This is a genomic window from Streptomyces kurssanovii (assembly GCF_040677245.1).
In the GTDB taxonomy this organism is placed as follows: domain Bacteria; phylum Actinomycetota; class Actinomycetes; order Streptomycetales; family Streptomycetaceae; genus Streptomyces; species Streptomyces kurssanovii.
Map to the genome: position 1 here is coordinate 107339 of NZ_JBFAQK010000010.1, position 26076 is coordinate 133414.

General features: G+C 71.6%; 23 protein-coding genes. 10 read left to right on the plus strand and 13 right to left on the minus strand.

All coding sequences use genetic code 11. The annotated features are described in order from the left end of the window. Positions 1 to 64 precede the first annotated feature (64 nt). The gene (locus AB0K36_RS10900) at positions 65 to 2614 is read right to left on the minus strand and encodes a M14 family zinc carboxypeptidase (RefSeq protein ID WP_364591329.1); all 2550 of its coding nucleotides are present in this window, start codon (positions 2612 to 2614) and stop codon (positions 65 to 67) included. Positions 2615 to 2720: 106 nt separating this feature from the next. Here AB0K36_RS10900 and AB0K36_RS10905 point away from each other — a divergent pair, with 106 nt between their 5' ends. Further along, entirely contained in the window at positions 2721 to 3515 is a 795-nt protein-coding gene (locus tag AB0K36_RS10905; RefSeq protein WP_364591331.1) for an EI24 domain-containing protein, read from the plus strand. Here the strand turns inward: AB0K36_RS10905 and AB0K36_RS10910 are convergent. The 3 genes from AB0K36_RS10910 to AB0K36_RS10920 all read right to left on the minus strand — a co-directional run bounded on the left by AB0K36_RS10910 (position 3512) and on the right by AB0K36_RS10920 (position 6543). Then, positions 3512 to 4282: a carbon-nitrogen hydrolase family protein gene (locus AB0K36_RS10910; RefSeq protein WP_364591334.1), complete on the minus strand. Its 771-nt coding sequence runs from the start codon at positions 4280 to 4282 to the stop codon at positions 3512 to 3514. The two genes, AB0K36_RS10905 and AB0K36_RS10910, sit on opposite strands and share 4 nt — an antisense overlap. Positions 4283 to 4289: 7 nt before the next feature. Next, on the minus strand, positions 4290 to 5543 hold the full coding sequence (locus tag AB0K36_RS10915; RefSeq protein WP_364591337.1) for a pyroglutamyl-peptidase I: 1254 nt from the start codon (positions 5541 to 5543) through the stop codon (positions 4290 to 4292). A 67-nt stretch (positions 5544 to 5610) separates the two neighbouring features. Continuing rightward, positions 5611 to 6543 (minus strand): SGNH/GDSL hydrolase family protein, encoded by a 933-nt coding sequence (locus AB0K36_RS10920; protein WP_364591442.1) that lies wholly within the window; start codon positions 6541 to 6543, stop codon positions 5611 to 5613. A gap of 264 nt (positions 6544 to 6807) precedes the next feature. Here AB0K36_RS10920 and AB0K36_RS10925 point away from each other — a divergent pair, with 264 nt between their 5' ends. Next, the gene (locus AB0K36_RS10925; RefSeq protein ID WP_360038601.1) at positions 6808 to 7302 is read left to right on the plus strand and encodes a DUF3145 domain-containing protein; all 495 of its coding nucleotides are present in this window, start codon (positions 6808 to 6810) and stop codon (positions 7300 to 7302) included. 754 nt (positions 7303 to 8056) lie between these two features. Here AB0K36_RS10925 and AB0K36_RS10930 read toward each other — a convergent pair. The 5 genes from AB0K36_RS10930 to AB0K36_RS10950 all read right to left on the minus strand — a co-directional run bounded on the left by AB0K36_RS10930 (position 8057) and on the right by AB0K36_RS10950 (position 12949). Beyond that, entirely contained in the window at positions 8057 to 9319 is a 1263-nt protein-coding gene (locus AB0K36_RS10930) for a beta-ketoacyl-[acyl-carrier-protein] synthase family protein (protein ID WP_364591340.1), read from the minus strand. A gap of 79 nt (positions 9320 to 9398) precedes the next feature. Continuing rightward, positions 9399 to 9647, minus strand: coding sequence for an acyl carrier protein (locus AB0K36_RS10935; protein ID WP_005318091.1), 249 nt, complete (start codon positions 9645 to 9647; stop codon positions 9399 to 9401). Positions 9648 to 9712: 65 nt separating this feature from the next. Further along, on the minus strand, positions 9713 to 10744 hold the full coding sequence (locus AB0K36_RS10940; protein WP_189468137.1) for a ketoacyl-ACP synthase III: 1032 nt from the start codon (positions 10742 to 10744) through the stop codon (positions 9713 to 9715). 16 nt (positions 10745 to 10760) lie between these two features. Continuing rightward, entirely contained in the window at positions 10761 to 11675 is a 915-nt protein-coding gene (locus AB0K36_RS10945) for an ACP S-malonyltransferase (RefSeq protein ID WP_364591445.1), read from the minus strand. Positions 11676 to 11764: 89 nt separating this feature from the next. Next, positions 11765 to 12949 carry a PucR family transcriptional regulator gene (locus AB0K36_RS10950; RefSeq protein ID WP_005318100.1) on the minus strand — a complete coding sequence of 395 codons (1185 nt, stop codon included), beginning with the start codon at positions 12947 to 12949 and terminating at the stop codon, positions 11765 to 11767. A 93-nt stretch (positions 12950 to 13042) separates the two neighbouring features. On the opposite strand from AB0K36_RS10950, the gene AB0K36_RS10955 reads away from it, so the two are divergent. Beyond that, positions 13043 to 13702: a pirin family protein gene (locus AB0K36_RS10955; protein ID WP_364591344.1), complete on the plus strand. Its 660-nt coding sequence runs from the start codon at positions 13043 to 13045 to the stop codon at positions 13700 to 13702. A gap of 108 nt (positions 13703 to 13810) precedes the next feature. Here the strand turns inward: AB0K36_RS10955 and AB0K36_RS10960 are convergent, their stop codons facing one another. Next, the gene (locus tag AB0K36_RS10960; protein WP_364591347.1) at positions 13811 to 14002 is read right to left on the minus strand and encodes a DUF397 domain-containing protein; all 192 of its coding nucleotides are present in this window, start codon (positions 14000 to 14002) and stop codon (positions 13811 to 13813) included. Continuing rightward, positions 13968 to 14810: a helix-turn-helix domain-containing protein gene (locus AB0K36_RS10965; RefSeq protein WP_364591350.1), complete on the minus strand. Its 843-nt coding sequence runs from the start codon at positions 14808 to 14810 to the stop codon at positions 13968 to 13970. Before AB0K36_RS10965 ends, AB0K36_RS10960 begins: the two co-directional genes overlap by 35 nt. Before the next feature lie 84 nt (positions 14811 to 14894). On the opposite strand from AB0K36_RS10965, the gene AB0K36_RS10970 reads away from it, so the two are divergent. Then, positions 14895 to 15317: an ATP-binding protein gene (locus tag AB0K36_RS10970; RefSeq protein ID WP_364591353.1), complete on the plus strand. Its 423-nt coding sequence runs from the start codon at positions 14895 to 14897 to the stop codon at positions 15315 to 15317. 110 nt (positions 15318 to 15427) lie between these two features. Here the strand turns inward: AB0K36_RS10970 and AB0K36_RS10975 are convergent, their stop codons facing one another. Beyond that, the gene (locus AB0K36_RS10975; protein WP_364591356.1) at positions 15428 to 16132 is read right to left on the minus strand and encodes a DUF6333 family protein; all 705 of its coding nucleotides are present in this window, start codon (positions 16130 to 16132) and stop codon (positions 15428 to 15430) included. A gap of 336 nt (positions 16133 to 16468) precedes the next feature. Here AB0K36_RS10975 and AB0K36_RS10980 point away from each other — a divergent pair, with 336 nt between their 5' ends. After that, positions 16469 to 18787 carry an LPXTG cell wall anchor domain-containing protein gene (locus tag AB0K36_RS10980; RefSeq protein ID WP_364591359.1) on the plus strand — a complete coding sequence of 773 codons (2319 nt, stop codon included), beginning with the start codon at positions 16469 to 16471 and terminating at the stop codon, positions 18785 to 18787. Between the two features lie 121 nt (positions 18788 to 18908). Here the strand turns inward: AB0K36_RS10980 and AB0K36_RS10985 are convergent, their stop codons facing one another. Continuing rightward, positions 18909 to 20096, minus strand: a complete 1188-nt coding sequence (locus AB0K36_RS10985; protein ID WP_364591362.1) for a L,D-transpeptidase family protein — start codon at positions 20094 to 20096, stop codon at positions 18909 to 18911. A gap of 190 nt (positions 20097 to 20286) precedes the next feature. Here AB0K36_RS10985 and AB0K36_RS10990 point away from each other — a divergent pair, with 190 nt between their 5' ends. The 5 genes from AB0K36_RS10990 to AB0K36_RS11010 all read left to right on the plus strand — a co-directional run bounded on the left by AB0K36_RS10990 (position 20287) and on the right by AB0K36_RS11010 (position 26076). Further along, complete coding sequence (locus AB0K36_RS10990) at positions 20287 to 21462, plus strand: lipid II:glycine glycyltransferase FemX (RefSeq protein ID WP_364591365.1); 1176 nt, start codon at positions 20287 to 20289, stop codon at positions 21460 to 21462. Positions 21463 to 21638: 176 nt separating this feature from the next. Next, positions 21639 to 23240 carry a murein biosynthesis integral membrane protein MurJ gene (gene murJ, locus AB0K36_RS10995; RefSeq protein WP_435877834.1) on the plus strand — a complete coding sequence of 534 codons (1602 nt, stop codon included), beginning with the start codon at positions 21639 to 21641 and terminating at the stop codon, positions 23238 to 23240. Between the two features lie 21 nt (positions 23241 to 23261). After that, complete coding sequence (locus AB0K36_RS11000) at positions 23262 to 23942, plus strand: response regulator (protein WP_364591371.1); 681 nt, start codon at positions 23262 to 23264, stop codon at positions 23940 to 23942. Between the two features lie 50 nt (positions 23943 to 23992). Beyond that, positions 23993 to 25495, plus strand: a complete 1503-nt coding sequence (locus AB0K36_RS11005; RefSeq protein WP_435877835.1) for a sensor histidine kinase — start codon at positions 23993 to 23995, stop codon at positions 25493 to 25495. Further along, positions 25492 to 26076 carry a hypothetical protein gene (locus tag AB0K36_RS11010; RefSeq protein WP_364591374.1) on the plus strand — a complete coding sequence of 195 codons (585 nt, stop codon included), beginning with the start codon at positions 25492 to 25494 and terminating at the stop codon, positions 26074 to 26076. Before AB0K36_RS11005 ends, AB0K36_RS11010 begins: the two co-directional genes overlap by 4 nt.

The window sequence follows — 26076 nt, forward strand, 5'->3', positions numbered from 1 at the left end:
AGCGCCGAGCACGACGCAGGGCCGCACCCCGTCCGGGGTGCGGCCCTGCGGCCTGTGCGGGAGGTCAGCGGGCCAGCAGCGCCCGGCCGATCTGCGCGAAGACACCCTTCGGGTGCGCCCGGAACATCGGCTCCGTGCCGAACAACGCCACCGGCGTGCCGGCCGACGACGTCCCGGAGACCACAGCGGCCTGGCCCGCGGCGTCGCCCGGCCCGCCCGTGCCCTTCTCCGTGGCGCGCCAGTGGCCGGACACCAGCGGGTTGCCCGTGGCGTACGACTGGTCCACCCGCACCCCGGCGCCCGCCCCGGTGAACCACATCGGCGAGTAGACGAAGGTGTGCGCCGGGGCGCCGCCCGTGATCGGGCCGCCCGCGTTCCGCACCCGCACCACACCGTTGGCGTCGCCGTTGCCCGCCACCGCCGTGACCTCGAGGAGCGACGCCGCCTCGTTGAACGCCGCGCCCTGCTCACCGAGCCCGACCACACCGACACCGCTCGCCTCGAACGCGGCGCGGGCGGCGGGGGTCAGCTTCGCGTGGTCCAGCCCGGACGACACGTACAGCACATCGGCCGTCGACCAGTCGAAGCCCGCGTTCAGCACCGCCGTCGAGACCGGCACGACGTCGAAGCCCATGTCACGCAGCGCGAACAGCTCGCCCGCCGTGACGGCCGCGGCGACCCGGGTCCGCTCCAGCGCGGTCGTGCCCTTCTCCCGCGTGGCGTGGAACGCCACGCCCAGCCGGTCCGCGAGTACGGCCGCCCGGCTACGTGCCGAGCCCGGCACGATCGCCGAGCCGTCACCGGCGCGCCGGACCTCGACCCCCTGCTTCAGCAGGGAGTTGAGAGCGGCCAGTTCCTTGGGGTCGTCGAGGCGCAGCCGCAGGTCGCCGCGCGGGGCGACGTATCCGGTGGGCGCCGCGGCGTGGACCGTACGGGTGCGGACCCGCAGCTCGCCGGAGGCGGCGGCGTCCACGTCCGCGCCCCACAGCAGGCCGAGGCTCCAGCCCGAGATGTCGTACATGGTGCCGACGTCCGCGCTGATGTCGCGGCCGGCGGCCAGGATCACGTTGGCGATACCGCGCTTGGGCTGGCGCATGTCGACGATGTACGACCCGGCGGGGTACGTACGGCCCGCCAGCCGGAACGCGGTGACCGCCCGCTCCACCCGGACGTCGTTGGCGACGAGATGGTCGACCAGCCGTGCCGCCGCGGTCGCCGACCGCTGCGAAGACCCGGCGGGCACGACGTACGCCCTCGGGAACTTCGCGGTGTAGACGTCCTCGGGGCCGATGCCCGGCACACCCGGGACACTCTCCTCGGAGACGGGTCGCTGCGGCTCTCCCGCCGCGCCCCTGCGGAACGTCTCGATCTGGTCGGCCAGCACCGAGGCGCGGTGCGTGTGGGTGTAGTCGAGGGTCGCGCGCATCGCCGCGCCCGCGATGTCGGTGTTGATCGCGGCCCTGCGGCGCAGCTCCTCGACCGGCAGCGTGTTGTACGCGTTGTTGTTGACGACCATCGGGAACTCGATGGTGTGCGAGGCGACAGCCCCCTGGAAGGGCATGTACTGCGGGGTGAAGATGGGCGGCCAGTCGTCCCAGCCCTCCTCCTGGTCCCGGAACGGGATCACGGCGGGGCGCACACCGTCCTTCTCCGCCGTGTAGCCGAGGCCGTTGACGGCCGCCTCCATCCCGAGCGCGTTCGCGTAGGAGTTCTTGAGGAACAGGTCGTACTCGTAGTTCTCACCGTGCGGCGGGGTCGTCGGCTCGATCAGGGTGCCGTTGACGTATCCGTGCAGGTCGAGCATGACGGCAGGCTGCTTGTCGATCGCGATCTGCCGGATCGCCCGTGTCTCGGGCTGCGTGGCGGTGATGAAGTCGCGGTTCAGGTCGAAGCCGCCTGCGTTGGCGCGGGTCCCGGCGATCCTGCCGTCCGGGTTGGCCGTGACGTTCAGATAGACGCGGTTCTTCGCGAGCAGGTCGGCGGTCTTCGCGTCCTTGGCCTTCGCCAGCTCCTCGATGAGCTTCAGAGCGGCGTCCGTGCCCTCCCACTCGTTGCCGTGGATGTTGTTGTTGATGAACACCGGCGTCTTGTAGCGCGTCTTGATGTGCCGGTCCTCGGCCGCGGCAGCGGGCGCGTTCTCGATGCGCTCCCGCATCCGCTCCTGGTCGCGCGCCTGGGCGGCGGTCTCCGGCGCGGTGACGGTGACGAGGTACAGCTCGTGACCGCCGGCCGAGCGGCCCGCGACCTCGACGCTGACCCGGTCGCCCAGTGCCTGAAGGGCGTTGAGCCGCGGGGCGAGGGAGTGATAGGGAGCGAGACCCAGTTTTATCGACTTATCGGCCGGGTTCTCCGGCGGGGCCTCGAGTTCGGTCCTGCGCGGGTATCCGCCCTCCCTGGTGAGATCGCGGGTCTCGTCGGTGAGCGCGCCGGCGGTCGCGGAGAGCGGCGCCCTGGCCGCCGCCGTGGGCGCCTCGCGGCTCCCTTCCCTCACGGGGTGCGGCTGGGGCCGGTCCTCCGCGGGAGCGGCCACGGCGCCGGGAAGGGGCGCGAGGAGAGCACCGGCGAGTGCCGCGGTGAGGGTGGCGGTGATCAGTACGGGGCGGGGTGAGCCCATGCGGTTCGAGCCTCCGTTGTGTCGGAAGGAATCGTCACAAGATCAGTACGCACGGTCTACCGGTTCGGCCGCCGAACAACAAGAGGCACCCCGATAAGGTGTGCGTATGCGTGATCTCGGGGTGGGTTTCGGGTACTTGATGAAGGGCCAGCGCTGGGTCGCCGGCCACGGCCGGTGGTTCGGTTTCGGCCTGCTGCCCGGACTCGTGACCCTGCTGCTCTACACGGCGGCACTCGTCGGTCTCGTCCTCGGCGCGGACGACGTGACGGCCTGGGCGACACCCTTCGCCGACGACTGGTCCTCGCCCTGGCTCGGCATCTTCCGCGGCACGCTCACCGCACTGCTGTTCGCCTTCGGGCTGTTCGTGGCCGTCATCACCTTCACGGCCGTGACGCTCCTGGTCGGCCAGCCCTTCTACGAGAACCTCTCCGAGCAGGTCGACCGCTCGGAGGGCGGCGACGTGCCCCACTCCGGGCTGCCGCTCTGGCGCGAACTGTGGATCTCCGCCAGGGACTCGCTTCGGGTCGTGCTGCGCGTGGTCTGCTACGGCGTGCTGCTCTTCGCCTGCGGCTTCATCCCGGTCGTCGGGCAGACGGTGGTCCCGGTGATCGGCTTCTGCGTCTCCGGCTTCTTCCTCGCGGAGGAGCTGACCGCGGTGGCCCTCCAGCGGCGCGGTATCGAACTGAAGGAACGCCTCGCCCTTCTGAGGGGCCGCCGGATGCGCACGCTCGGCTTCGGCGTGCCGCTGACGCTGGCGTTCATCGTCCCGTTCGTCGCGGTCTTCCTGATGCCGGGCGCGGTGGCGGGCGCGACGCTGATGGCCCGGGACCTCGTGCCGGACCCGGCCGCCGACCCCGCGCCGGCGCAGCCGGGCCCGTACACGTTCCGCAAGGCGGACTAGCCGCCCGGGCTATGGGCCGACGCGGCCCGGTCCGGCCCGGCGGCGAGCCGGCCGGCCGGGATCCGCGCCACCGCGAGGGCGGGGGCCTCGGTGCCCGCCGTGGCGAGCAGCACGCCGTCCGGCCCCCAGACCGCGCTGCCGCCCAGGCAGTCACCGACGCCGGAGGGCCCCATCGCGTTGGCGAGCAGCACCGGCAGCGCGTTGTCCCTGGCCCGGACCGGATAGACCCGCTCGAACGAGTCGTTGTGCTCGTCGAGCACCGAACTGGCCACATACACCCGGCATCCGTCGGCCTTCGCCCGCTCCGCCACGTCGGGGAAGCGGTTGTCGTAGCAGACCGCCACCGCGAACCGGACGCCGTCGAGGGTGAAACGGCCGTCCCGCGTACCGGCCGTGAAGACGTCGTTCTCCTCGCCGTACAGATGCGTCTTGTCGTAGCGGGCCAGCAGCTCGCCGTCCGGGCCGATCACCAGCGCCGCGATCGTGGGGCGGGGCCCGGACGTGCGGGCCGCGCAGCCGACGAGTGCCGCGGTCGACGTCGCACGGCACGCCTCCCGCAGCGGTTCGAGCCGGCGATCGTCCTCGGACAGCCACAGCTCGGGGCGTCCGGCGATCAGGTCCAGGTCGTAGCCGGTGACCGCCAGCTCGCAGAAGGCGACCAGGGCGGCCCCTTGCCCGGCCGCCGCCCGCACCAGCCCCCGCATGCTGTCGACGTTCGCCCCGATGTCGCCGGGTACCGACGTGAACTGTCCCGCCGCGATCTTCATGTGTCCGTCATCCCGTCCCGTCGTTCTCGGCAGCCACCCGGATGATCTCGCGCACCTGGGCGATGATGTCCAGCCGGTTGCGGACGAACTCCGGGTCGGTGATCCGCGTCGTGTTGTCCGCCGCGAACTGGAGCACCGGGGTGTGCACATGACCGCCGGGGATGTCCAGGCCGAGGCGGTCGCGCAACAGGGTCGCGCGGTAGGCGATCTCGTTGGACAGATAGTCGCCGCCGCCTCCGGCCCGCGCGGTCGAGCCCGGCGTCGGGCCGTCCGTCCGGGTGACCGGGGCGCTCTGACCGGCCGGTATCTCGGTCACGGAGGTGTTGTCGTAGACCGGGAAGCGACCCGTGTCCGCGGCCGTGATCGCCTTGTACGGGAGCGAGGTCGGCGTCCACTGGGGCTGCGAGGCGGGATCGGACACCGGCACGGTCTCCCGGCGGGAGACGTTGTCGTTGTCCGGGAAGCCGCCCCGCCAGGCCCCGTTGAAACGCTCGATGTCGATACGGCCCACCCGGCCCTGACTGACCGTCGTGAACAGGTCGGCCTCCGGGAGCCGGGCCTCGAGGGTCCGTTCGACCGTGCCGTCGGTGAAGTCCTGCCAGCGCACCGGGAAGACGGCCGTCTCGATCCTCGCCGGCCCGTCCGCCGTGCGGATCCAGGTGCCGTCGAGGGCGAGCGCGGTCGCGCCGGACGGGTTGCTGATACGGATGTCCCGGTCGAGCGTGAACGGGTCGAAGCCCGTCATCACGATCCGCTTGACGCCCTTGCCGGGCGGGAAGTCCATCGAGTCCTGGCCGCGCGAGGACCGTTCCAGGCCCTCCAGCAGCCGCGCCCGCTGCCCGGCGGTCATGTCGAACGCGGGCTGCCACTGCCGCAGACCGGCCGTCATCCCGAGCCGCGCCCAGTACAGCGGGCGGTCGTCGTCCCGGCTCAGGTCGCCCCGTGCCGCACCCCTGCCCTGCGCCCGGTCCACGGCCCGCTGCCACAGCGCCGACCCGTGGCGTACGACGATCCGCTCCGCCTGCCGGTACGACGCCGTGCCCTCCAGAGCCCGGACGAAGTCCGGTGCCGTGGAGTCGAATCCGCTGCGCCGCAGGATCTCCTGCGGTACGGCCCGTCCGAGCCGCTGCTCCTCGACCGTGAGCGGGACGGCGGCGGGGGAGGGGGCGGCAGAAGCGAGCGGGGACGCCGTGAGCGTGAGCGCGGCGGAGGCGAGCAGGGCGACACCAAGTACGTCCAGGCGGGCGCGTATCCGGGGCACGGGAAACCTTTCGTCGGGTGGCGGAAGTATCGCCGTCCGGCCGCGGTGGGGGAAGGCGGCCTCCTGCCTAGGACCCGGCGCGCGGCGCCTGGGCGGCCGTGATGTTGCGGTAGGCGATCTCCGCCAGCCGCTGCTGGCCGTCCCTGCTGGGATGGAACCAGTCCCAGCGGCTCAACTGCTCGCCCGTGAAGCGGTAGTCGAAGACCGCGCCGCCGTCGTACCGGCAGCGGTCGTCCTCGGCGCACACGTCCTCGAGAACGCCGTTGTACGCGACGACCCGCTGCTGGACGGTGTCCCTGCGCCGCTGAGCCTGGACGCTGAGGTCCTGCGCGTCGCCGAGCATCGAGGCGCAGATGCCCAGTTCCCATATCCGGCTGCCCAGCGCGTCGCCGCGCCCGGCCGACCACAGCCGCTTGAGGTCCGGAACGCTGGAGACGTAGACCTGAGCCTTCGGGGCGTCCTTGCGCAGCGTCGCCATGGCGGCCTCCAGGGAGGCCCGGAAGTCCTCGACGGGGGTCATACGGTCCACGGTGTCCGCGCAGGCGTCGTTCGCGCCGACCATCACCGTGACCAGTTCCGGCTTGTGGGCCGCGGCCCGGGCCATCTGCTCCGGCAGGTCGGAGGCGTCGGCACCGGAACGGGCGAGGTTCCAGCTGCGCTCCGCCATGGCGGACGGTCCGAGCAGGCGCAGGGCGAGGCTGTTCACCGTGGTGTCCGTACCGGTCGCCCACGACACCTCCGGGCAGTCGGCGAGGATCATGCACGCGTCGAACCCACGGGTGATGGAGTCGCCGACCGCGGCGAGCGAGCGCGGACTGCTGTCCCACACGCGGGTCGGGCTCGGGCTCGGGGAAGGACGCGCGGACGTCGCCGACGGATCCCGGCCGGAAGATGCTGACGGCGAGTCACATGCCGCCAGCACTCCCGCCGCCAGCGCGGCGGTGGCGAGCGCGGCGGCCACGCCGACGCGTGCCCGGAACCTCCGGCTCCGCTGTCGCAAGGTCACTTTCCCCTCCACAAACCCGGCATCCGACCTCCTGCCGAGTGAAAGCTTGGTGCGTACGGGCCCCAGGACCGACATTACGTCACCCCTCGGTGCGTTCCGCACGGTAACTTTTGCCACGTCGACCCAGAGGCCCACCTCGCCCATCGGCGCCGGTAAATTACATCTCGTCACATGCCGTCCCTTTTGCGGAGACTTGTTCCCGATGCTGTTTACTGAGGCCGCTGGGAAGGCGATCCTCGTCCCACACTGGAGGTCCCGGTGACGACACGTGGCGTTCTGTACGTTCACTCCGCACCGCGCGCGCTGTGCCCGCACGTCGAATGGGCGGTCGCGGGCGTGCTCGGCGTACGGGTCCAGCTGGACTGGATCCGCCAGCCCGCATCGCCCGGCACCTGGAGAGCGGAATTCTCCTGGCGGGGTGAGGTGGGCACCGCCTCCAAGCTGGCGTCCGCGCTGCGTGGTTGGCACCTACTGCGCTTCGAGGTGACGGCGGAGCCGTGCGCGACCGCCGAGGGCGAGCGCTACAGCGCCACGCCGGACCTCGGGATCTTCCACGCGGTGACCGGCATGCACGGCGACATCCTCGTGCCCGAGGACCGCCTGCGGGCGGCGCTGGCGCGGTCCGCGCAGGGCGAGACGGACCTCGAGGCGGAGATCGCGAAGCTGCTCGGGAAGCCGTGGGACGACGAGCTGGAGCCGTTCCGGTATGCGGGTGAGGGAGCGCCGGTCCGGTGGCTCCACCAGGTGGTCTGAGGCGGTAGCCCCTACGGGGGCCCACGGCTTTCGGGGGCTCCGCCCCCCGCACCTCGATCACCGGAGATGCCGGTGTGCCCCGCGCCTCGATCGCCGGCGGGGCTTGAGTGGCCCGTGCTTCGGGCGCCGGAGATGCCGGAGTTGCCCCTGCGCCTCAAGCGCCGGCGGGGCTGGAAAGCGACCCCGTGCGTGAGTTCCGGCAGGGATCGGGTCGCCTTGGGCCGAGGCTCTGCGCCGGGCCGGGGTTGCGCCCGCGCCTCGATCGCCGACGGGGCTTGAGTGGCCCGTGCTTTGGGCGCCGGAGATGCCGGAGTTGCCCCCGCGCCTCAAACGCCGGCGAGGCTGGAAAGCGGCCCCGCTGTACCGATGTGCGGCTGCGCGCCGCTCCGGCCAAGCCCTGTGCGGCTGCGCCACCCAAGGCTTCGCCTGGACGCACCACCGGGCTTCGCCTGGACGCACCACCGGGCTTCGCCCGGACCGGCGCCGCGCTCCGCGCGCACCACCGGGGCCCCTGCGTATCCCGGCGGGGCTGGTTTCGCGGAGCGAAAGCCGGTCCGGCTGGGGGCACCTCCCGCGGTCGCCAGGCCGTAGGGGGAGATCGAGGGCACCGCGTGAAGCGCGGCACGGGTCCGGGCGGAGCCCGCCACGCGGCGGAGCCGCACGTCGGTACAGCGGGAAGGGGCGGGGTGGGGGAAAGAGCAGAGGCCCGCGCCCCAAGAGGGGCGCGGGCCTCGCGCGTGTGTGATCAGGCAGGTCAGACCGTGCGGAACGCCAGCACCACGTTGTGGCCGCCGAAGCCGAACGAGTTGTTGATCGCCGCGATCGTGCCCTCCGGCAGCGCCCGCGGCTCGCCGCGCACGATGTCCGCGTCCACCGACTCGTCGAGCTCGTCGACGTTGATCGTCGGCGGGGCCGTGCGGTGGTGGAGGGCGAGCACCGTCGCCACCGTCTCGATGCCGCCCGCGCCGCCGAGCAGATGACCGGTCATGGACTTGGTCGCGGAGACCGCGACGTGGTCCAGGTCGTCGCCCAGCACGCTGCGCAGCGCCTTGATCTCGGCCACGTCACCCTGCGGCGTCGACGTCGCGTGCGCGTTGAGGTGCACGACCTCGGACGGCTTGAGGTCCGTGGTCTCGAGCAGGTTCCGCAGCGCCGCCGCGATCCCGCGGCCGGTCGGCTCCGGCTGCGCGATGTGGTGGCTGTCCGCGGACAGGCCCTGGCCCAGCACCTCGCAGTAGACCTTCGCGCCGCGCGCGGCGGCGTGCTCGGCCGACTCCAGGATGACGACGCCCGCGCCCTCGCCGAGGACGAAGCCGTCGCGGGTCGTGTCGTAGGGGCGCGAGGCCTTCGTCGGCTCGTCGTTGTTCTTGGACATCGCCATCATGTTGGCGAAGGCCGCGATCGGCAGCGGGTGGATCGCCGCCTCGGTGCCGCCGGCGACGACCACGTCGGCACGGCCGGTGCGGATCATCTCGACGGCGTAGCCGATCGCCTCGGCGCCCGACGCGCACGCCGAGACCGGGGTGTGCACGCCCGCCTGGGCGTTCACCTCGAGGCCGACGTTGGCGGAGGGGCCGTTGGGCATCAGCATGGGAACGGTGTGCGGGGAGACGCGGCGTACGCCCTTCTCCTTGAGCACGTCGTACTGGTCGAGCAGGGTCGTCACGCCGCCGATACCGGAGGCGATGACGGTGCCGAGACGGGCCGGGGCGATCGCCCCGTCCTCGCCGGCGGGGGCGGTGTAGCCGGCGTCGGCCCACGCCTCGCGGGCCGCGATCAGCGCGAACTGCGCGGAGCGGTCCAGCCGTCGGGCCAGCGGGCGCGGCAGAACCTCGCCCGGGTCGACCGCGGCGGTCGCCGCGATCTTCACCGGCAGGTCGGCGAAGCGCTCCCCCTCGAGCAGCTTCACACCGGAACGCCCGGCGATGAGACCTTCCCAGGTCGATGCGCTGTCGCCACCCAACGGTGTGGTTGCGCCGATACCGGTGACGACCACGGTGCGATTGGTCGAGTTCACAGGAATTCTTTCTCCACGTGTAGAGGGTGCTGAATTTTCACGGCGCCACCGGAGAGTGGCGACAAACGCGACGTGAGACTCAGGCCTGGTGCTTTGCGATGTAGTCCGCGGCGTCGCCGACGGTCTTCAGGTTCTTGACGTCCTCGTCGGGGATCTTGACGTCGAAGCGCTCTTCGGCGGCGACGACGACCTCGACCATGGACAGCGAGTCGACGTCGAGGTCGTCGGTGAAGGACTTGTCCAGCTGGACGTCCTCGGTCGGGATACCGGCGATCTCGTTGACGATCTCGGCGAGACCCTTGACGATCTCTTCCTGCGTGGCGGCCATGGTGGCGCTCCTTCGGTGTGTATCAGAGGGTGTGGCAGCAGCCGTCCGGAAGATCCGTACGGTGCCTAGGGGAGGGTAACGACCGTCGCGGCGTAGACGAGACCCGCCCCGAAGCCGATGACGAGCGCTGTGTCGCCGCTCTTCGCCTGTCCGGTCGCCAGGAGCCGCTCCATAGCGAGCGGGATCGAGGCGGCCGAGGTGTTGCCGGTGGTTTCCACGTCGCGGGCGACCGTGACGTGCTCCGGCAGCTTCAGGGTCTTCACCATCGAGTCGATGATCCGCATATTGGCCTGGTGCGGGATGAAGACGTCCAGGTCGGCCGCGCTGATGCCGGCGGCGTCGAGCGCCTGCTGCGCGACCTTCGCCATCTCGAAGACGGCCCAGCGGAACACCGCCTGGCCCTCCTGCGTGATGGCGGGGAACTTGACCTCGCCGCGCTCGTTGAGCGGCAGGCGGGACACGTCGCCGAGGTGGAAGTCGTTCCACGGCACGGTCTGCTTGATCGTCTCGGACTTGTCGCCCTCGGAGCCCCAGACCGTGGGGCCGATGTGCGGCTCGTCGGACGGGCCGACGACGACCGCGCCCGCGCCGTCACCGAACAGGAAGGCCGTCGCGCGGTCCTCCAGGTCGGTCAGGTCGCTGAGCCGCTCGACGCCGATGACGAGCACGTACTCCGCGGAGCCCTCGACGATCATGCCCTTGGCGAGGGTGAGGCCGTAGCCGAAGCCCGCGCAGCCCGCGGAGATGTCGAACGCGGCGGGCTTGCCCGCGCCGACCTTGTCGGCGATCTCGGTGGCCACGGCCGGGGTCTGCTTGAAGTGCGAGACGGTGGAGACCACGACGGCGCCGATCTGGTCGGCGGTGATCCCGGCGTCCGCGATCGCCTTGCCCGACGCCTCGACCGACATCGCGGTCACGGTCTCCTCGGGGGAGGCCCAGTGGCGGGTGGTGATACCGGAGCGGGAGCGGATCCACTCGTCGGAGGAGTCGATCTTCTCGAGGATCACCTCGTTGGGCACGACCCGGGTCGGACGGTAGCCGCCGACACCCAGGATGCGTGCGTACGGGGCGCCCTTGCTGGGCTTGATCTTCGACATGCTCTACGGCTCCTTGTCAGGCTGAAAGCTCGGCGACGAGCGCGCGGGCCGCGTCGAGGTCGTCGGGGGTCTTCAGCGCCAACGTCCGCACGCCCGGCAGGGCGCGCTTGGCGAGGCCCGTGAGCGTGCCGCCGGGGCAGACCTCGATCAGGGCGGTGACGCCCTGCTCCTTGAAGGTCTCCATGCACAGGTCCCACCGGACCGGGTTGGCGACCTGACCCACGAGACGGGAGATGACGTCGGCGCCGTCGGCGACGATCTGCCCGTCCTTGTTCGAGACGTACGGAACCGCCGGGGCGGAGACCGTGAGGGCCTTCGCGGCCTCCTCGAGCTTCGCGACGGCGGGTGCCATGTGATGAGTGTGGAACGCGCCGGCCACCTGGAGCGGCAGGACACGGCGGACGCCTTCCGGCTTGTCCTCCGCGAGTGCGGCGAGCTGCTCGGCGGTGCCGGCGGCGACGATCTGTCCGGCGCCGTTCACGTTGGCCGGGGTGAGGCCGAGCTTCTCGAGGTGCGCCACGACAGTGTCGGCCTCGCCGCCGAGGATGGCCGACATGCCGGTCTTCGTGATCGCGGCGGCCTCTGCCATCGCCAGGCCGCGGGCCCGTACGAGCTTCAGCGCGGAGGTGTCGTCGACGACACCCGCGAACGCGGCGGCGGTGATCTCTCCGACGCTGTGTCCGGCGACCGCGCCGGGAGCCACCTCACCGAGCGCCGACGCGGACAGCAGTCCGGCGGCGACGAGGAGGGGCTGCGCAACGGCGGTGTCGCGGATCTCGTCCGCGTCGGCCTTGGTGCCGTAGTGGGCAAGGTCGAGCCCGATGGCGTCCGACCAGGCCGCGATGCGGTCGGCGGCGCCGGGGAGGTCGAGCCAGGGAGTCAGGAAGCCGGGCGTCTGAGCGCCTTGGCCGGGAGCGACGAGTACGAGCACCCTCACACTCTCTCTTGTGGACGGCCTCTCCCGCCCGTGGGGACAGGGACGAAGAACCGTCAGGGGAATTGTCGGTGTTCAACAAAAGTCTAGGGCTGGGCATCCCCGTCGGCCAGACGCCCCAGGATCAGCGCGATTCGCAGCGTGAACGCCGAACGCACGTCGGAGGGTGACCAGCCGGTGACGTCCGTCACACGTCGGAGCCGGTAGCGCACGGTGTTGGGGTGGACGAAGAGCATTCTGGCGGCGCCCTCGAGGCTGCTCGCCTGCTCCAGATAGACACTCAGAGTTTCCAGGAGGGCCGAGCCGGCTTCCTCCAGCGGTCTGTAGATCTCCTCCACCAACTGCTCACGCGCAGAAGGGTCGGAGGCGATGGCGCGTTCCGGCAGCAGATCGTCCGCGAGAACCGGCCGCGGGGCGTCCTGCCAGGCCGAGCACGCCTTGAGGCCGGCGGCGGCGGCCTGTGCGGAGCGGGTCGCCGCCAGCAGGTCGGGCACGATCGGGCCGGCGACGACGGGGCCCGCCGCGTAGGGGCCGATGAGGGCCTTGGCGACGTGCAGCGGGTTGTCGCTGCCGCCGGCGATGACGACGAGCCGGTCGCCGAGCACGCCCGTCAGCACCTGGAGCTTGGCGTGCCGGGCGGCGCGGCGGATGGCTTCGACGGTCAGCTCGCTGTCCCCGTCGGGCGCGGTGCCGAGGATCACACACACATGCTCGGGCGAGTTCCAGCCGAGCGCCGCGGCGCGGGAGACCGCGCCCTCGTCGGCCTCGCCGGACAGCACCGCGTTGACGACGAGCGATTCGAGGCGGGCGTCCCACGCGCCGCGGGCCTCGGCGGCCTGCGCGTAGACCTGGGCGGTGGCGAAGGCGATCTCCCGTGCGTAGACGAGCAGTGCCTCACGCAGGACGGACTCGTCGCCGGGGGCGGCGACCTCCTCGATCGCCGCCTCCATGACCTCGATGGTGGTGCGCACCATCTCCACGGTCTGGCGCAGGGTGATCGCCCGGGTCAGCTCGCGCGGGGCGGTGCCGAAGACGTCGGTCGAGATGGCCTGCGGGGTCTCCGGGTGCCGGAACCATTCGGTGAAAGCGGCGATACCGGCCTGGGCGACCAGCCCGATCCACGACCGGTTCTCCGGTGGCATGGCCCGGTACCAGGGCAGCGACTGGTCCATGCGGGCGATCGCGTTCGCGGCGAGCCGGCCGGAGGACTGCTCGAGGCGGCGCAGGGTCGCGGAGTGCGGGTGGGAGGAGTTCGCTGCAGGTTCGGGCACGGGACAAGAGTGCCTTATCAGGACGCGGGGGCCGGGGGGCGGGGTTCTTGTTCATCCCGTCGTCGCCCGATGGTTCCCGGCTACCGTGGTGGCGTGATATCCGTTCGGCGCGCCGGTGAGCGCTACACAGGCGGCGACCCCGCGGCCGGCATCGAGTCCCTGCACGCCTTCTCCTTCGGGCGGCACTACGACCCCGGCAACCTCCGCTTCGGCGCGATCCTGGCCTGCAACGAGGAGCGGCTCGCTCCCGGCGCCGGGTTCGACGAGCATCCGCACAGCCACACGGAGATCGTCACCTGGGTCGTCGAGGGCGAGCTCACCCACCGCGACACCGCCGGGCACGCCACCGTCGTCCGCCCCGGCGATGTGCAGCGGCTCAGCTCGGCGGGCGGGGTGCGGCATGTGGAGCGCAACGACGGCGATGCGCCGCTGGTGTTCGTACAGATGTGGCTGGCACCGCTACGGCCGGGTGGCGAGCCGTCGTACGAGATCGTGCGCGGTATCGCCGACTCGACGCCGTACGCCCTGCCCGAGGCTGGCGCGATGCTGCACGCGCGCCGGCTCACCGCGGGCGAGCGGACGGCGGTCCCGGACGCGCCGTACGTGTACGCGCACGTGGTACGGGGCCGTGTGCGGCTCGCCGCCGACGAGTTGGGGCCGGGGGACGCGGCGCGGATCACGGACGCGGAGGGCCTGGAGCTGGCCGCGGCCGACGCGGCGGAGGTGCTGCTGTGGGAGATGGCGGCCGGCTGAGCGGCTGCGGGCCACGGGTCGGGCCTGCCAGTGGAACAACAGCGTGCCGACGCTCAGGGGGTCCGGTCGCCGAAGTAGTGCGTGGAGGTGGACCCTGCCCTCGGCTGGTTACCGCAGGCCGTCGATGAACGCCCGCCAGGCGCTCGCGCCGACGACCACGACCGGGCCGTCGGGGTTCTTGCTGTCACGGACCGGCACGGCGGCGGTCGGGCAACCGTCCGCGACCTCGACGCACTCGCCGCCGTTCGGGCCGCTGTAGCTGGACTTACGCCATTGCGCCTTGCTCGGGCCGGTCTCCATAGCGTTCCTCCATCACGCGGGCGATCAGCGCCGCCGAGTCCCTCACGGAGAGGGCGGCGGCCTGCAAGTGAGCGTAATGGAGGCTGGCCTCCTTGATGGTCTCCGGGTTGGCCGTCATGTGACCGGACATCATGTCCTCCGTGTAGAAGACGTCCGGGTGGTCCTCGAAGCGCAGGACGGTGAACGATCCGGCGAGGCCGGGATGTTCACCGGCGGCAAGCGGCAGCACCTGGATGCGCATCCAGCGGTGGTCGACGTACTCCAACAGGCGCGCCAGTTGCCTGCGCATCACGTCCGCGCCGCCGATCGGCCGGAGCAGCACCGCTTCGTCCAACACCGCCCAGGCCAGCGGCGGGTGCGCGCGCTCCAGAATCCGCTGGCGCTCCATTCGGGCCGCCAGCAGGCTTTCCAGGTCCACGGGACTGCCCGCCGTCAGCACCGCCCGCGCGTACTCCTCCGTCTGCAACAGTCCGTACACCAACTGTGCCTGATACGTGGAGATGTACGCCGCCTTGGCCTCCATCTCCGCGTACGGCTGGAACCAGTTGGGCAGTTGACTGCGCAGGACCAGGCCGACCAGGCGTGAGAAGACCCCGTCCGTGCCGAGGGCGGCGTCCACTCGCTCCGAGAAGTCGCGGGTGGGGACCTTCTTCGTGGTCTCGATCTGGCCGATCAGTGAGCCCGTGCAGAAGATGATGTCGCCGAGCTGGGCCTGTTTGAGGCCGTGGGCCTCGCGTTGGCGGCGGAGTTCCCAGCCGTAGTAGTCCAGTGGGGAAGCGCTGGGGTCGAGCGACTGGATGTTCACCACGGTCGGCACCTCCGGCCTGCAACGCCTCGCGGCGTTCGGTTCGTTACGTAGCCGAGCGTAGCCGGGTGGTCGCAAGGTGGTGCCATGAATCACGTAACCGACGAGCAGCCCGGCTACCGCGCCGACTTCGCCGTCGGCGCGCACTCGGCCCGGCACCTGCGTCGCATCCTGCGCGCGTACCTCACGAGCTGGGACCTGCTGGAGGTGGCCGAGGCGGCCGAGCTGGCGCTGACGGAGCTGATCGCGAACGTCGTACGGCATGTGCCCGGGCGGCGTTGTCAGACGCTGATCCTGCTCCAGGACGGCGGCGTGCGGGTGGAGGTCTCGGACGCCTCGCCGGTTCTTCCCCGCTCGGCCCGCGCGGATCTGACGGCCGAGGGCGGGCGGGGGCTGCTGCTGGTCGAGGCGGTCACGGACCGGTGGGGCGTGGAGGAGCGCCCGGCGGGGGCCGGCAAGGCGGTGTGGTTCGAGTGTGCGGCGAAACCAGCGGGCACGGACGGGCGGTGAGCGGTCCTCGCCGGCTGCCCGCGGGGCTGCTCGGCCTGGACTACGAGACCCCGCACGTGCCGGCCACGCCCGGTGAAGCGGGCCGGCCCCGGTCCACGCACCGGATGCCGTCAGTCCTCGCGCCAGACATCGTCGATGGCGTCCTGGACGTCCTCGGTGCGAGTGACCTTGAAGACGGACACCATCAGGTTCTCCCGGACGTAGTCGGAGTGCAGACCGCAGGCGAGGAGGTCGAGGTACTCGACGCCGATGAAGGGCTCGTCCTGGTCGGTGTCGAGGTACTCGCTCCCCGGGTCGCCGGGACCGACGCCGACGGCGCGCAGGAGCTGCGCGGGGTCGCCGGTGACGTCCTGGTCGTCCCAGCCGTCGGCGGAGAGGCGCGGCTGCCCAGGGACATGGGCCAGGTACTTGCCGTAGGTCTCGGCCGAGTACATCTCGCAGACGGCGGTGATGCGGGCCTCGGGGTGAGCTTTGACCTGGGCGTCGAACGCGGCGTCGAGGTTGGTGGAGAGGATGCCGTCCTCACCGAAGGCCGGGTCGCTGATCTGGACGATGTCGCCCCAGCATCCGACGGCGACCTGGTCGAGGTCGCCGACGCGCCGGGGGTGGTCCAGGTTCCGGCGGAGCACGGTCCCGAGTTCTTCGGCGACGGTGGCGACGGTGGAGAGCTCGTCGACGACGGCGCGGGCGCGGACCGGGTCGTGGGCCGGTGCGTGGCGGATCGTGTGCTGGTCGTAGGGGGCGCGGTAGGGCGGGTGGACGCGGGTTATCCGGAGGGCGGACTGCCGCCAGGCGACACGCGGATTCGTGCTCATGGGGCGAGCCTAGGGCCTTTCGTTTGGATCAGGCCGGATCAGCGAGCGGGGTCTGGTGCGTGCGATCGCAAGGCGGAGGAAGGAGGCATGGCGGAGCCATGCCGACTGACGACAACGCGGCGAGCGTGCGTGCCAGGGCCCGCGAGCCCGGCATGATCCAAACGAGAGGCCCTAGGTCAGGGGCCGCCGTGAAGCGATCGGCGTGTCGGACGCCAAACCTCTTGGTGTTCCCAGGAGTTGGGTACCTATGGTGAGCCCCGTTGGCGGTGTCATGTCACGGGGGCTCACACCGCACCGTACCCGTCCCACAGCCCCCAGGAGCAGGGACAGAAGAGCTTGAAACCGATACGTTTACGCGTCCGGGCACGTCTGGCCTCCGCCGCTGCCGTCGTCGCGGCATTGGGCCTCGCCCTCACCGGGCTGCCCGGCCTGACCGGCGACGCGGACGCGGCCCCGAAGCCGCTGGACAAGGGCATTCCTTGCAAGGACTACTTCGACCTCGCCGACGACATCCAGGCCATCGCCGAACTCCCGGAGTTCGACGCCTCCCGGGCCAAGGCCCACTGGGACACGTACGACTACGTGAACCCGGGCAAGCAGTGGGACGGCCTTGAACCGCCCGGCCAGGAGGTCATCGACCGGCTGGAGGACCTGGAGAAGCAGCCGCCGAAGTCCGAGCCGAAAGACCGCATCTACTGGGCGTGGCTGCAGGCACGGAAGGCCAACAAGGAGGCGTGGGGTGACTGGTCCCACTGGCGCGACGTCCGGCTGATCCGCAACTCCGGCAACGACCCGCGCGGCAAGGCGTTCGAGAAGAAGGTCATCAAGGACCACGGGCTGATCGGACCGGAGTGGATCTGCCAGAAGGAGGTGGAATTCACGGACCCGGACACCAAGAAGACGTACCGCAGGCAGCTCGACGCCTACAACACCAAGACCAAGCAGATCCTGGAGATCAAGTCCAACGGGCAGCCCGACCCCAAGCAGAAGCCCAAGGACATCGCGTGGTCGAAGGACAAGAACTGGCGCCAGTCGACCATGAAGTACGTCTACGGACAGCCGCAGGAGAAATCGGCGGCCACCCTGAAGCAGGAACTGAGCAAGAACGCTCCGGGCCGCGTCACGGAGTACAACTACCGCTCGGACAAGGTCGAGAAGGCGCCCAGCGGCGGTGTGCGCGCGAAGTCGACCAACATGCAGCCCCCCGGAAAGCCCCCCACCACGGGCGGCGGCGCGAACGACCTGATCCGTGAGTCCCGCCCCAGCCCCAAGACCATGGCCGAGTTCCTGAACAAGAAGAACGCCGCTGACCCCGGTCGGCTCTCGCCCCGAGGTGCGGGCGGCGTGGACTTCACCACCCTCGAACTTCGTTATGTCGGTGAGCCCGTCAAGGGCGAGGGGCTGGACTACGGCTTCTCCGCCGAGGAAGACCCCGAGGAGAAGTCCGGCTGGGGCGGCAAGGAGAAGGCGCAGCTCATCTCGGACGCCTTCCTGACCTGGCTGGCGCTGACACCGGACAAGTTCTGGGTGAACCTCAACCCGGACGAGCCCAACAGGGTCATGGACGCCCGGTTCGGGAAGACCGACGCCGGCCGGATCCTCCTCGAGGCCGACCTCCGGATGAAGCACGACTTCTTCAAGGCGATGGACCCCAAGACCGATCTCGGCAAGCGGTTCTGGGCGTCCCTGCCCAAGGTGAACGGCCGCCCGTGCTTCACCGGGATCCGCAACTGGATCGAGCCGAAGACCGCGACCGTACGCGAGCAGGACGGCGGCATCTACATCCTCGACGCCCCCCTGAAGCTGGAGTCCACCCCGCAGGACTTCACCACCGACCCCGGCGGCGACCAGATCTGCGACCCGACCAAGGCCGAACGGGACCAGGCACAGCGGGTCATCGACCAGATGATCGTCCCCGAGGTCGAGAAGACCATCAACACCGCGCCGCAGTACGCGGATCTGCGCCGCGTCTACACGGCCCGCGTGGCCGCCGAGTGGATCCGTCTCCAGGACGCGAAGACGCCCACCGACTATCGCTCGATCATCAACAGCAACGACGTGACGTCGTGGCCGCTGCGCGCTCCCAACCAGAACTGGGACAAGAACGAGCTGTTCAAGAAGTACCGCGACATCTTCCTCAACGGCGAGTTCCAGTACGACGTGGACACCGACGAAGGCGTGATGGTCTACATCGTCGGCGGCGTCGACTTCTCCAAGCAGCCGAAGCGCAACATCAGCAAGACCGAGTTCACCACCGGGCACAGCAACCTTCCCCGGCAGACACAGACGTCGGTGAAGACCCTCACCGACAACGCCAAGGACGACGACGGCAACGTGCTGCTCCTGGGCGGCAACACGACCTCCACCGATACCGGCGGAGGCGGTGACGAGCCGGGACCGGACCCGACGCCGACTCCGACTCCGACCGAGCCGGGCGAGCCGACCGACAAGCCGACCACCCCCGGACCCGACCCCTCCACGCCGCCCGCCACGGGCGGTAACACCGGCGGCCAGAACGACCCCGACCCGGACGGTGACCTCGCCGACACCGGTTCCGACACCCCCATCGGCCTGATCGCGGGCATCGCCGCCGCGCTCGCGGCCCTGGGCGGCGGACTGATCTGGTGGAAGCGCCGGACGGCCCTACAGGAATAGCCCGACCCGTCCCGCGAAACGCCGCGGCCCCGTACCCGAAGCGCGAAGGTACGGGGCCGCAGTGCTGCGGCCGGAAGCCGCACCGGCACGCGTCAAGGCCGGGGGACGGTCCGTGAACGGCTCAGCGCAGTGCGCTGAGCGTCTGCCACTCGGCCCACGGCACGTTCCAGGCGCCGAAGCCGTTGCCGGGCGCCGGGACGCCCTTGGTGTCCTTGCCGGTGATCTCGAAGGGGTCGCCAGGGCGGACCTGGGCGTAGAACCAGGCGGCGTTCGCGTCGCTCATGCCGATGCAGCCCGAACTCCTGTTGGCCTTGCCCATCCACCGGTCGTTCCAGGGCGCCGCGTGGGCGTACATCCCCGACCAGGTGAGGCGCATCGAGAAGTCGACCATCTTGTCGTAGGCGTCGGCGAGGCCGACCGTTTCGGAGTTCATGTTGATCGTGCCCTCCTTGGCCATCAGGACCGTCGTCCCGCGCCAGGAGCGCTTGTCGCCGCCGGGGGTGCCGCCGGAGACCGGGATCGTACGGACCGCCTTCCCGTCCCGCTCCAGGGTGAGCCGCTTGCGGTCGAGGTCGACCTTGACGACCTGGCTCGCGCCGATCGTGAACGTGGTCGCGTAGTCGCGGACGAACCAGCCGCCGTCGCCGGAGTCGGTGCCGTTCAGCTCGGCCCGGAGGGTGACCTTGGTGCCGGGCTTCCAGTACTCCTTGGGGCGCCAGTCGATCCGGTCGCGGCCGGAGTAGTCCTCCATCCAGCCCCAGGAGCCCTCCGTGCTGACGGAGGTGGTGATCTTCAGCTGCTTCTCGACGGCGGCCTTGTCCGTGACCGGGTGGTCGAAGACGAGGGAGACGGGCTGGGCGATGCCGGCGGTCGTGGCGGCGCCGGGCCGCCAGTCGACCTTGTTGACCTTGTCGGCCGACGCGGTCGTGAACGTGGAGGTCGCCGTCTTCCTCGTGCCGGCTTGGGTGGCCGTCACGGCGGTGACCTTGTACGAGGCGCCGGGCACGGCCTTGCGCAGCGAGGTCCAACTCGCCTTGTCCTTGGAGAGCTTGCCCGTGAGGCCGCGGCCCTCGGCATCGGTGACGGTGACCGAGGCGAGCGTGCCGCCGGTCGCGGTGACCGTCACCGGCACGCCGGCCCGCACGGCCTTGCCCTTCGGGGAAACGGTCACCGTCGCGGGGCGGTCCTCGGCCGCCGCCGATGCTCCGGCCTTGCCGTCCGCGGCGGACGTGCCCGATCCGGACGAGCAGGCGGCGAGCGGGGCGAGCAGCACCGCGGCCGCCGCGATGCGCACACGTATGTGGCTCAACGGAGCCTCCGTCAGTGGTCGATGAGTGGGATCGTGGCGACTCTAGAGCGGCAGAAGCGCAGGTGAGAGGCGCTGCGGCGATGTGACAGCGACTGCAGGCGAACGGTCATCGTCCGGTCACATCAGCCGCGCGGAGCGGTCACGGACGGCTGTGAGCATCCTCGGCGTCCCCCAGAGAGAGGCTCACACCGTGTCAGCGCTGCTCGTGCCGGCCGCCGCCCGCGGCCAGGAATCACCGCTGGGGTCCGTCGACGCCGCGACGTACCGCGCGTTCATCGCGTCCCGCACCGGCTCCGACCTCGGCACCGGGTTCCTCCAGTGCCCGTCCTGGGCGCAGGTCAAGGAGGGCTGGCAGTCCCGGCTCGTCGGCTGGGGGCCCGATCCGGCCTCCGGCGCGCTGACCGGTGCCGCGCTCGTCCTGCTGCGCCAACTGCCCCGCACGCGCAAGTTCTTCGCCTACCTGCCGGAGGGGCCCGTCGCCGACTGGGCCGACCCCGGCATCGACGCCTGGCTCGACCCGCTGCTGCGGCATCTGCGGGCGGCGGGCGCCTTCGCCGTACGGATCGGGCCGTCGCCCGCGTACCGCAGTTGGGGTGCGGCCAGGCTGAAGGCGGCGACGGGGCCGGGGCGCCGGCTGTCCGACGTCCTCGCGAGCGAGGTGGACCCGCTGGGCACGGCGGTCGCGGAGCGGCTGCGGGCCCGGGGCTGGCAGCGGTGCGGCGGCGAGGAGGACGGTGACGCGCAGCCGCGCCACGTCTTCCGGGTCCCGCTCGCCGGGCGTACCCAGGAGGACCTGTGGTCCGGGCTGAACCAGGAGTGGCGGCGCAACGTCCGGCGGGCGCAGAAGTCCGGCGTGGAGGTGGTGGTCGGCAGCGCGGCCGACCTGCCCGAGTTCTACCGGCTGCTGCGCATCACGGAGGAACGCGACGGTTTCCGGCTCGGGCGGTCGCTCGCGTACTACGAGCGCCAGTACGCGGCCCTCAACGCGGAGGAGCCCGGCCGGATGAAGCTGTACCTCGCCCGCCACGGTGGCGAGATCCTCGCCGCGCACACCATGATCCATGTGGGGCGCCGCGTCTGGTACCAGACCGGCGCCTCCGCCGACCACCGCCGCGAGGTCCGCCCCTCCAACCTGCTGCAGTGGCGGATGCTTCTGGACGCCAAGGCACTCGGCGCCGACGTCTACGACATGCGCGGGGTACCCTCCACCCTCGACCCCGACGACCGTCCGTACGGGCTGCTGCGCTGGAAGCTCGGCACCGGCGGCGAGGTCGTCGAGACGCTGGGGGAATGGGAGAGACCGTTGGACGGCACCGCCAACCACGCGCTGTACCGCGCGTTCCAGGCCTATCTGGCCCGCCGGTGAGCCGCCTCGCCGACACCGCGCCGAACGCCGCCGGCACCCCGGCCGACGCCGGTCCGGCTGCCGCTCTCAAGGAGCAGGGCCCGGAACGGGGACAGGAACACGGCCAGGAGCAAGGCCACGAACAGGGCGGGGAACGGGCCCTCGACGGCGGGTCCGTCGCGCGCAGCGGCCTCCTCATGGCGGCCGGTTCCCTCGTGTCACGGGCCACCGGATTCGTACGGTCCGCCGTGGTGGCCTCTGCGCTGGGCGTCGGTCTGGTCGCCGACGGGTACGCCGTCGCCAACGCCGTCCCGACCATCGTCTACATGCTCCTCCTCGGCGGCGCGCTCAACGCCGTCTTCGTGCCCGAGCTCGTCAAGGCGGCCAAGGAGCACGCCGACGGCGGGGCCGCCTACACCGACCGGCTGCTCACGCTCTGCGTCCTCGCCCTGCTGCTGCTCACCGGCGCCGCCGTGTGGGCCGCCCCCGCGATCATCGGCGCCTACACCGACTACGACGGCGAACAGGCCGCCATGACGGTCGCCTTCGCCCGCTACTGCCTGCCGCAGATCTTCTTCCTCGGAGTGTTCACCCTGCTGGGACAGGTGCTCAACTCCCGGGGCCGGTTCGGCGCCATGATGTGGACGCCCGTCCTCAACAACGTCGTCGTCATCGCCGTGTTCGGCCTGTACCTGGTGACCGGCAGCGGCGGCGGGCTCTCGCCGTCCGAGACGGCGCTCCTCGGCTGGGGCACCACCGCCGGCATCGCCGTGCAGGCGCTCGCCCTGCTGCCCGCCCTGCGGACGGCCCGCTTCCGCTTCCGGCCCCGCCTCGACTGGCGCGGCGCCGGACTGACCCGGCCGATGCGTTCCGCGGGCTGGCTGGTGCTGCTCGTGCTCACCAACCAGGCCGCGTTCTGGGTGACGACCCGGCTGGCCACGACCGCCGGGCTCCAGGCGCAGGCCGCCGGGATCGAGGGCGCCGGGTTCAGCGCCTACAACAACGCGTACATCCTGTGGGCCGTGCCGCACGGCATCGTCACCGTCTCCCTCATGACCGCCCTGCTGCCCCGGATGAGCGCCGCCGCGGCCGACGGTGACACGGGCGGACTGCGCCGGGACATCGCCTACGCCCAGCGCAAGAGCGCCGCCCTCGTGGTGCCCGCCGCCTGCGCCCTGCTCGCCCTCGCCCAGCCGGTCCTGGCCCTCGTCTTCCAGTACGGACGCACCGGCGCCGACGACATCGCCGTCATGGCGGGCACGCTCATGGCCTTCGCGCCCGGACTCGTCGCGTTCTCCGGGCAGTACGTGCTGTCCCGGTCGTTCTACGCGCTGTCCGACACCCGTACGCCGTTTCTTCTGAACCTCCTGATCGCCGGCCTCAACGCGGGCCTGTCACTGGCCGCCTACCTGGTGCTGCCCGCCCGCTGGGCCGTCACCGGGATCGCCGGCGCCTATTCGCTGGCCCTGTTCGCCGGCTGGCTGCTGACCGCCACCGTCCTGCGCCGGCGTCTCGCGCCGCCGGTGACGGGGGCCGTGCGCCCCGCCGGAATGTGGCGGTCCGGAACCGTCGCCGCCCAGGCCCGGCTGCTCACCGCCGCCGTGCCCGCCACGGCACTCGGCCTGCTCGTGGCCCGGTGGGCGGCGCCTGCCGGGCCCGCCGCCCAGGCCGCGGCGGGCACGCTCGCCATCGCCGCGGTGTTCGCCGCGCTGGCCCGCCCGCTGCGGCTGACCGAACTCGACGCGCTGCTCTCCGGCGCCGTCGCCCGGCTGCGCCGCGTCCTGCCCACCCGCCGCTGATCACGACCTGGAGCCCCACCGATGCCCCGCGTCCTCCTCATCGAAGACGACCCCTCCGTACGCGAGGGGGTCGAGCTCGGGCTGCGCCGCCGCGGTCACGAGGTGCGGACCGCCGCCACCGGCGAGTCCGGGCTCGCCGCGCTCGCCGAATTCCGGCCCGACCTGCTGCTGCTGGACCTGATGCTGCCCGGCATGAACGGCGTACAGGTCTGCCGCCGGGTACGGGAGGACAGCCAGCTGCCGATCATCATGCTCACCGCACGCGGCGACGACTTCGACGTCGTCATCGGCCTCGAGGCGGGCGCCGACGACTACATCGTCAAACCCGCCCGCACCGAGGTCATCGAGGCCCGCATCCGTGCCGTGCTGCGCAGGATGGAGGCGCCCGGCGGCCGGCCGTCCGTCGAGTTCCACGGCGAACTCGCCGTCGACCGCGCGGGGCTCACCGTCGCCAAGAACGGCGAACGCCTCGCGCTGGCACCCTCCGAGATGAAGCTGCTCCTGCACCTGACCGCCGCGCCGGAGCAGGTGTTCAGCCGCCAGCAGCTCCTGGAACACGTCTGGGAGCACAGCTACCACGGTGACGCGCGGCTCGTCGACGCGTGCGTACGGCGGCTGCGCAACAAGATCGAGGACACGCCGGGCAGTCCGCGCTACATACAGACCCTGCGCGGCTTCGGCTACCGCTTCGGACCGCTGTGACCGGCGACCGCGCCGCGGCCCGGGCCAGGCGGCGCAGCGCCGACCCGGACGTGACCGGCGCAGCCGATGTACGTCCCGGCAGCGCCGTCCGCCCCACGCCCCGGGACCGCCGGATCGCCCCCTTCGGGCTGCGCACCCGCCTCGTCCTCGCGTTCCTGCTGGTCGCCGCGGTCAGCGCGGGGACCACCGCCACCCTCACCTACCGCGAGGCGCGCAGCGCCGTCCTGGCCAGCGCCCAGGACACCGCGGTCGCCTCGTTCCGCGAGCAGGTCCAGACCCTGGCCCCGGAGCTGCCGATCGACCCGGTTCTGCTCCGGGAGTACCTCTTCGTCATCGCGAGCAAGTCCAAGCCGCACCCCTGGGTCGTCTTCGCCGAGTACGGATCGCTGCGCGTGTCCTCCGGCACCAACCCCGCATCGACCGTCATCACGCCGGATCTGCGGCGCATGACCCTCGCCCGCTCCCGGGGCAGCTTCCAACGGGTCGTCAGCGACGGCGTTCCGTACCTGACCGTCGGGGTGCCCGTCCTGGTGCGCACCGGCCCCGGCAGCAGCATGCCCAGCGGACTCGTGCTGTTCGCGGTGATGCGGATGACCGACGAGGAGGCGAACGTCGACGCCCTCGTCACCGCCGCCCGCGACGGGGCTCTGCCCGGACTCGCCGTCGCTCTGATACCCGCGCTGATCGCCGCGCGCGGTGTGCTGCGTCCGGTGCGCCAACTGCGGCGCGCCGCCCGCTCGATGGGCAGCGGCCGGCTGGACACCCGTATCCCGGTCCGGGGCAGCGACGAACTCGCCGACCTGGCCCGCACGTTCAACGAGTCCGCCGGCCAGCTCGAACGGTCCGTGGACGAACTGCAGCAGGCGGAGGCGAGGGCCCGGCGCTTCGCCTCCGACGTCTCGCACGAACTGCGCACCCCGCTGGCCGGGATGCTCGCCGTCACCGAGGTGCTCGACGAGGACGCCGACGGCCTGGACCCGGACACCGCGCGGGCCGTGCGGCTGATCAGCGCCGAGACGGGCAAACTCGCCGTGCTGGTCGAGGACCTGATGGAGATCTCCCGGTTCGACGCCCGCGCGGCGGAACTGAACACCGACGAGGTCGACGTCGGCGAGACCGTCCGCAAGACCCTGGACCACCGCCGCTGGGGCGAGCGGGTCCGCACCGACCTCCCCGACGGCATCCGGGCACGCCTCGATCCGCGGCGCTTCGACGTCGTCGTCGCCAACCTGGTCGGCAACGCGCTGCGGCACGGCTCCGAACCCGTCACCGTACGGCTGTCGGTCCAGGGCGGACTGCTGGTCGTCGAAGTGGCCGACAGCGGACCGGGCATCCGGCCCGAGGTGCTCCCCTACATCTTCGAACGGTTCTACAAGGCCGACGCGGCCCGCACCCGGTCGACCGGAAGCGGGCTGGGACTGGCCATCACCCAGGAGAACGTGCGCCTGCACGGCGGGACGATCCGGGCCGCGAACGGACCGGACGGCGGGGCCGTCCTCACCGTCGAGATCCCGCTGCACGGGCCGCACGACAGCCAGGAGGCGACGGCATGAGACGGCGCATCCGCGCGGCGACGGCCCTGGCGGCGCTGCTCGCGCTCACCGGCTGCGGCATTCAGGAGACGGACGTCATCGAGGCGGGCGGACCGGCGACGCTCGACGTCCTGCCGGCCCGCGAGCACCGCATGATGGGGTTCCTCCTCTCCCCGGACGGCCTGCTGGTGCCGTCGCCGAGATCGGTCGACACGAGGGTCTGGGACGGAGGCGTCGGCCCGGAGTCGGGCACCGCCCCGAAGGCGCCGTCGACCGCCAAGACGGTCGCGGCCCTCCTGGCCGGCCCGAACGCGGCCGAGAAACGGGCCGGGCTGAGCAATGATCCGTCGCTGCCCGATCCGTCGACCGTGGTGGGGACCGAGGTGTCCGGGGGCACAGCGAGGCTCACTCTGGACACCCCGCTGACCCCGTTGACCGGGGTCGCCCGGCAGCAGCTCGTCTGCACCGTCGCTTACGCGGAGAGCGACAACGGCGGTGTGCCGGTGGTCCTGGTGGGCACGGACGGCGCACGGCCCGCCGCGACGTGCGACAACGGGGCCCGCCGTCCGGCGCCGACCGTGACCCCTTCGGAGACGGGCTGA

Bases quoted from the DNA above. Each gene is read 5' to 3' on its own strand.
- AB0K36_RS10900 (WP_364591329.1), bottom strand. From the start codon at position 2,614: ATGGGCTCACCCCGCCCCGTACTGATCACCGCCACCCTCACCGCGGCA.
- AB0K36_RS10905 (WP_364591331.1), top strand. From the start codon at position 2,721: ATGCGTGATCTCGGGGTGGGTTTCGGGTACTTGATGAAGGGCCAGCGC.
- AB0K36_RS10910 (WP_364591334.1), bottom strand. From the start codon at position 4,282: ATGAAGATCGCGGCGGGACAGTTCACGTCGGTACCCGGCGACATCGGG.
- AB0K36_RS10935 (WP_005318091.1), bottom strand. From the start codon at position 9,647: ATGGCCGCCACGCAGGAAGAGATCGTCAAGGGTCTCGCCGAGATCGTC.
- AB0K36_RS10940 (WP_189468137.1), bottom strand. From the start codon at position 10,744: ATGTCGAAGATCAAGCCCAGCAAGGGCGCCCCGTACGCACGCATCCTG.
- AB0K36_RS10960 (WP_364591347.1), bottom strand. From the start codon at position 14,002: ATGGAGACCGGCCCGAGCAAGGCGCAATGGCGTAAGTCCAGCTACAGC.
- AB0K36_RS10970 (WP_364591353.1), top strand. From the start codon at position 14,895: ATGAATCACGTAACCGACGAGCAGCCCGGCTACCGCGCCGACTTCGCC.
- AB0K36_RS10975 (WP_364591356.1), bottom strand. From the start codon at position 16,132: ATGAGCACGAATCCGCGTGTCGCCTGGCGGCAGTCCGCCCTCCGGATA.
- murJ (WP_435877834.1), top strand. From the start codon at position 21,639: ATGGCGGCCGGTTCCCTCGTGTCACGGGCCACCGGATTCGTACGGTCC.
- AB0K36_RS11000 (WP_364591371.1), top strand. From the start codon at position 23,262: ATGCCCCGCGTCCTCCTCATCGAAGACGACCCCTCCGTACGCGAGGGG.
- AB0K36_RS11010 (WP_364591374.1), top strand. From the start codon at position 25,492: ATGAGACGGCGCATCCGCGCGGCGACGGCCCTGGCGGCGCTGCTCGCG.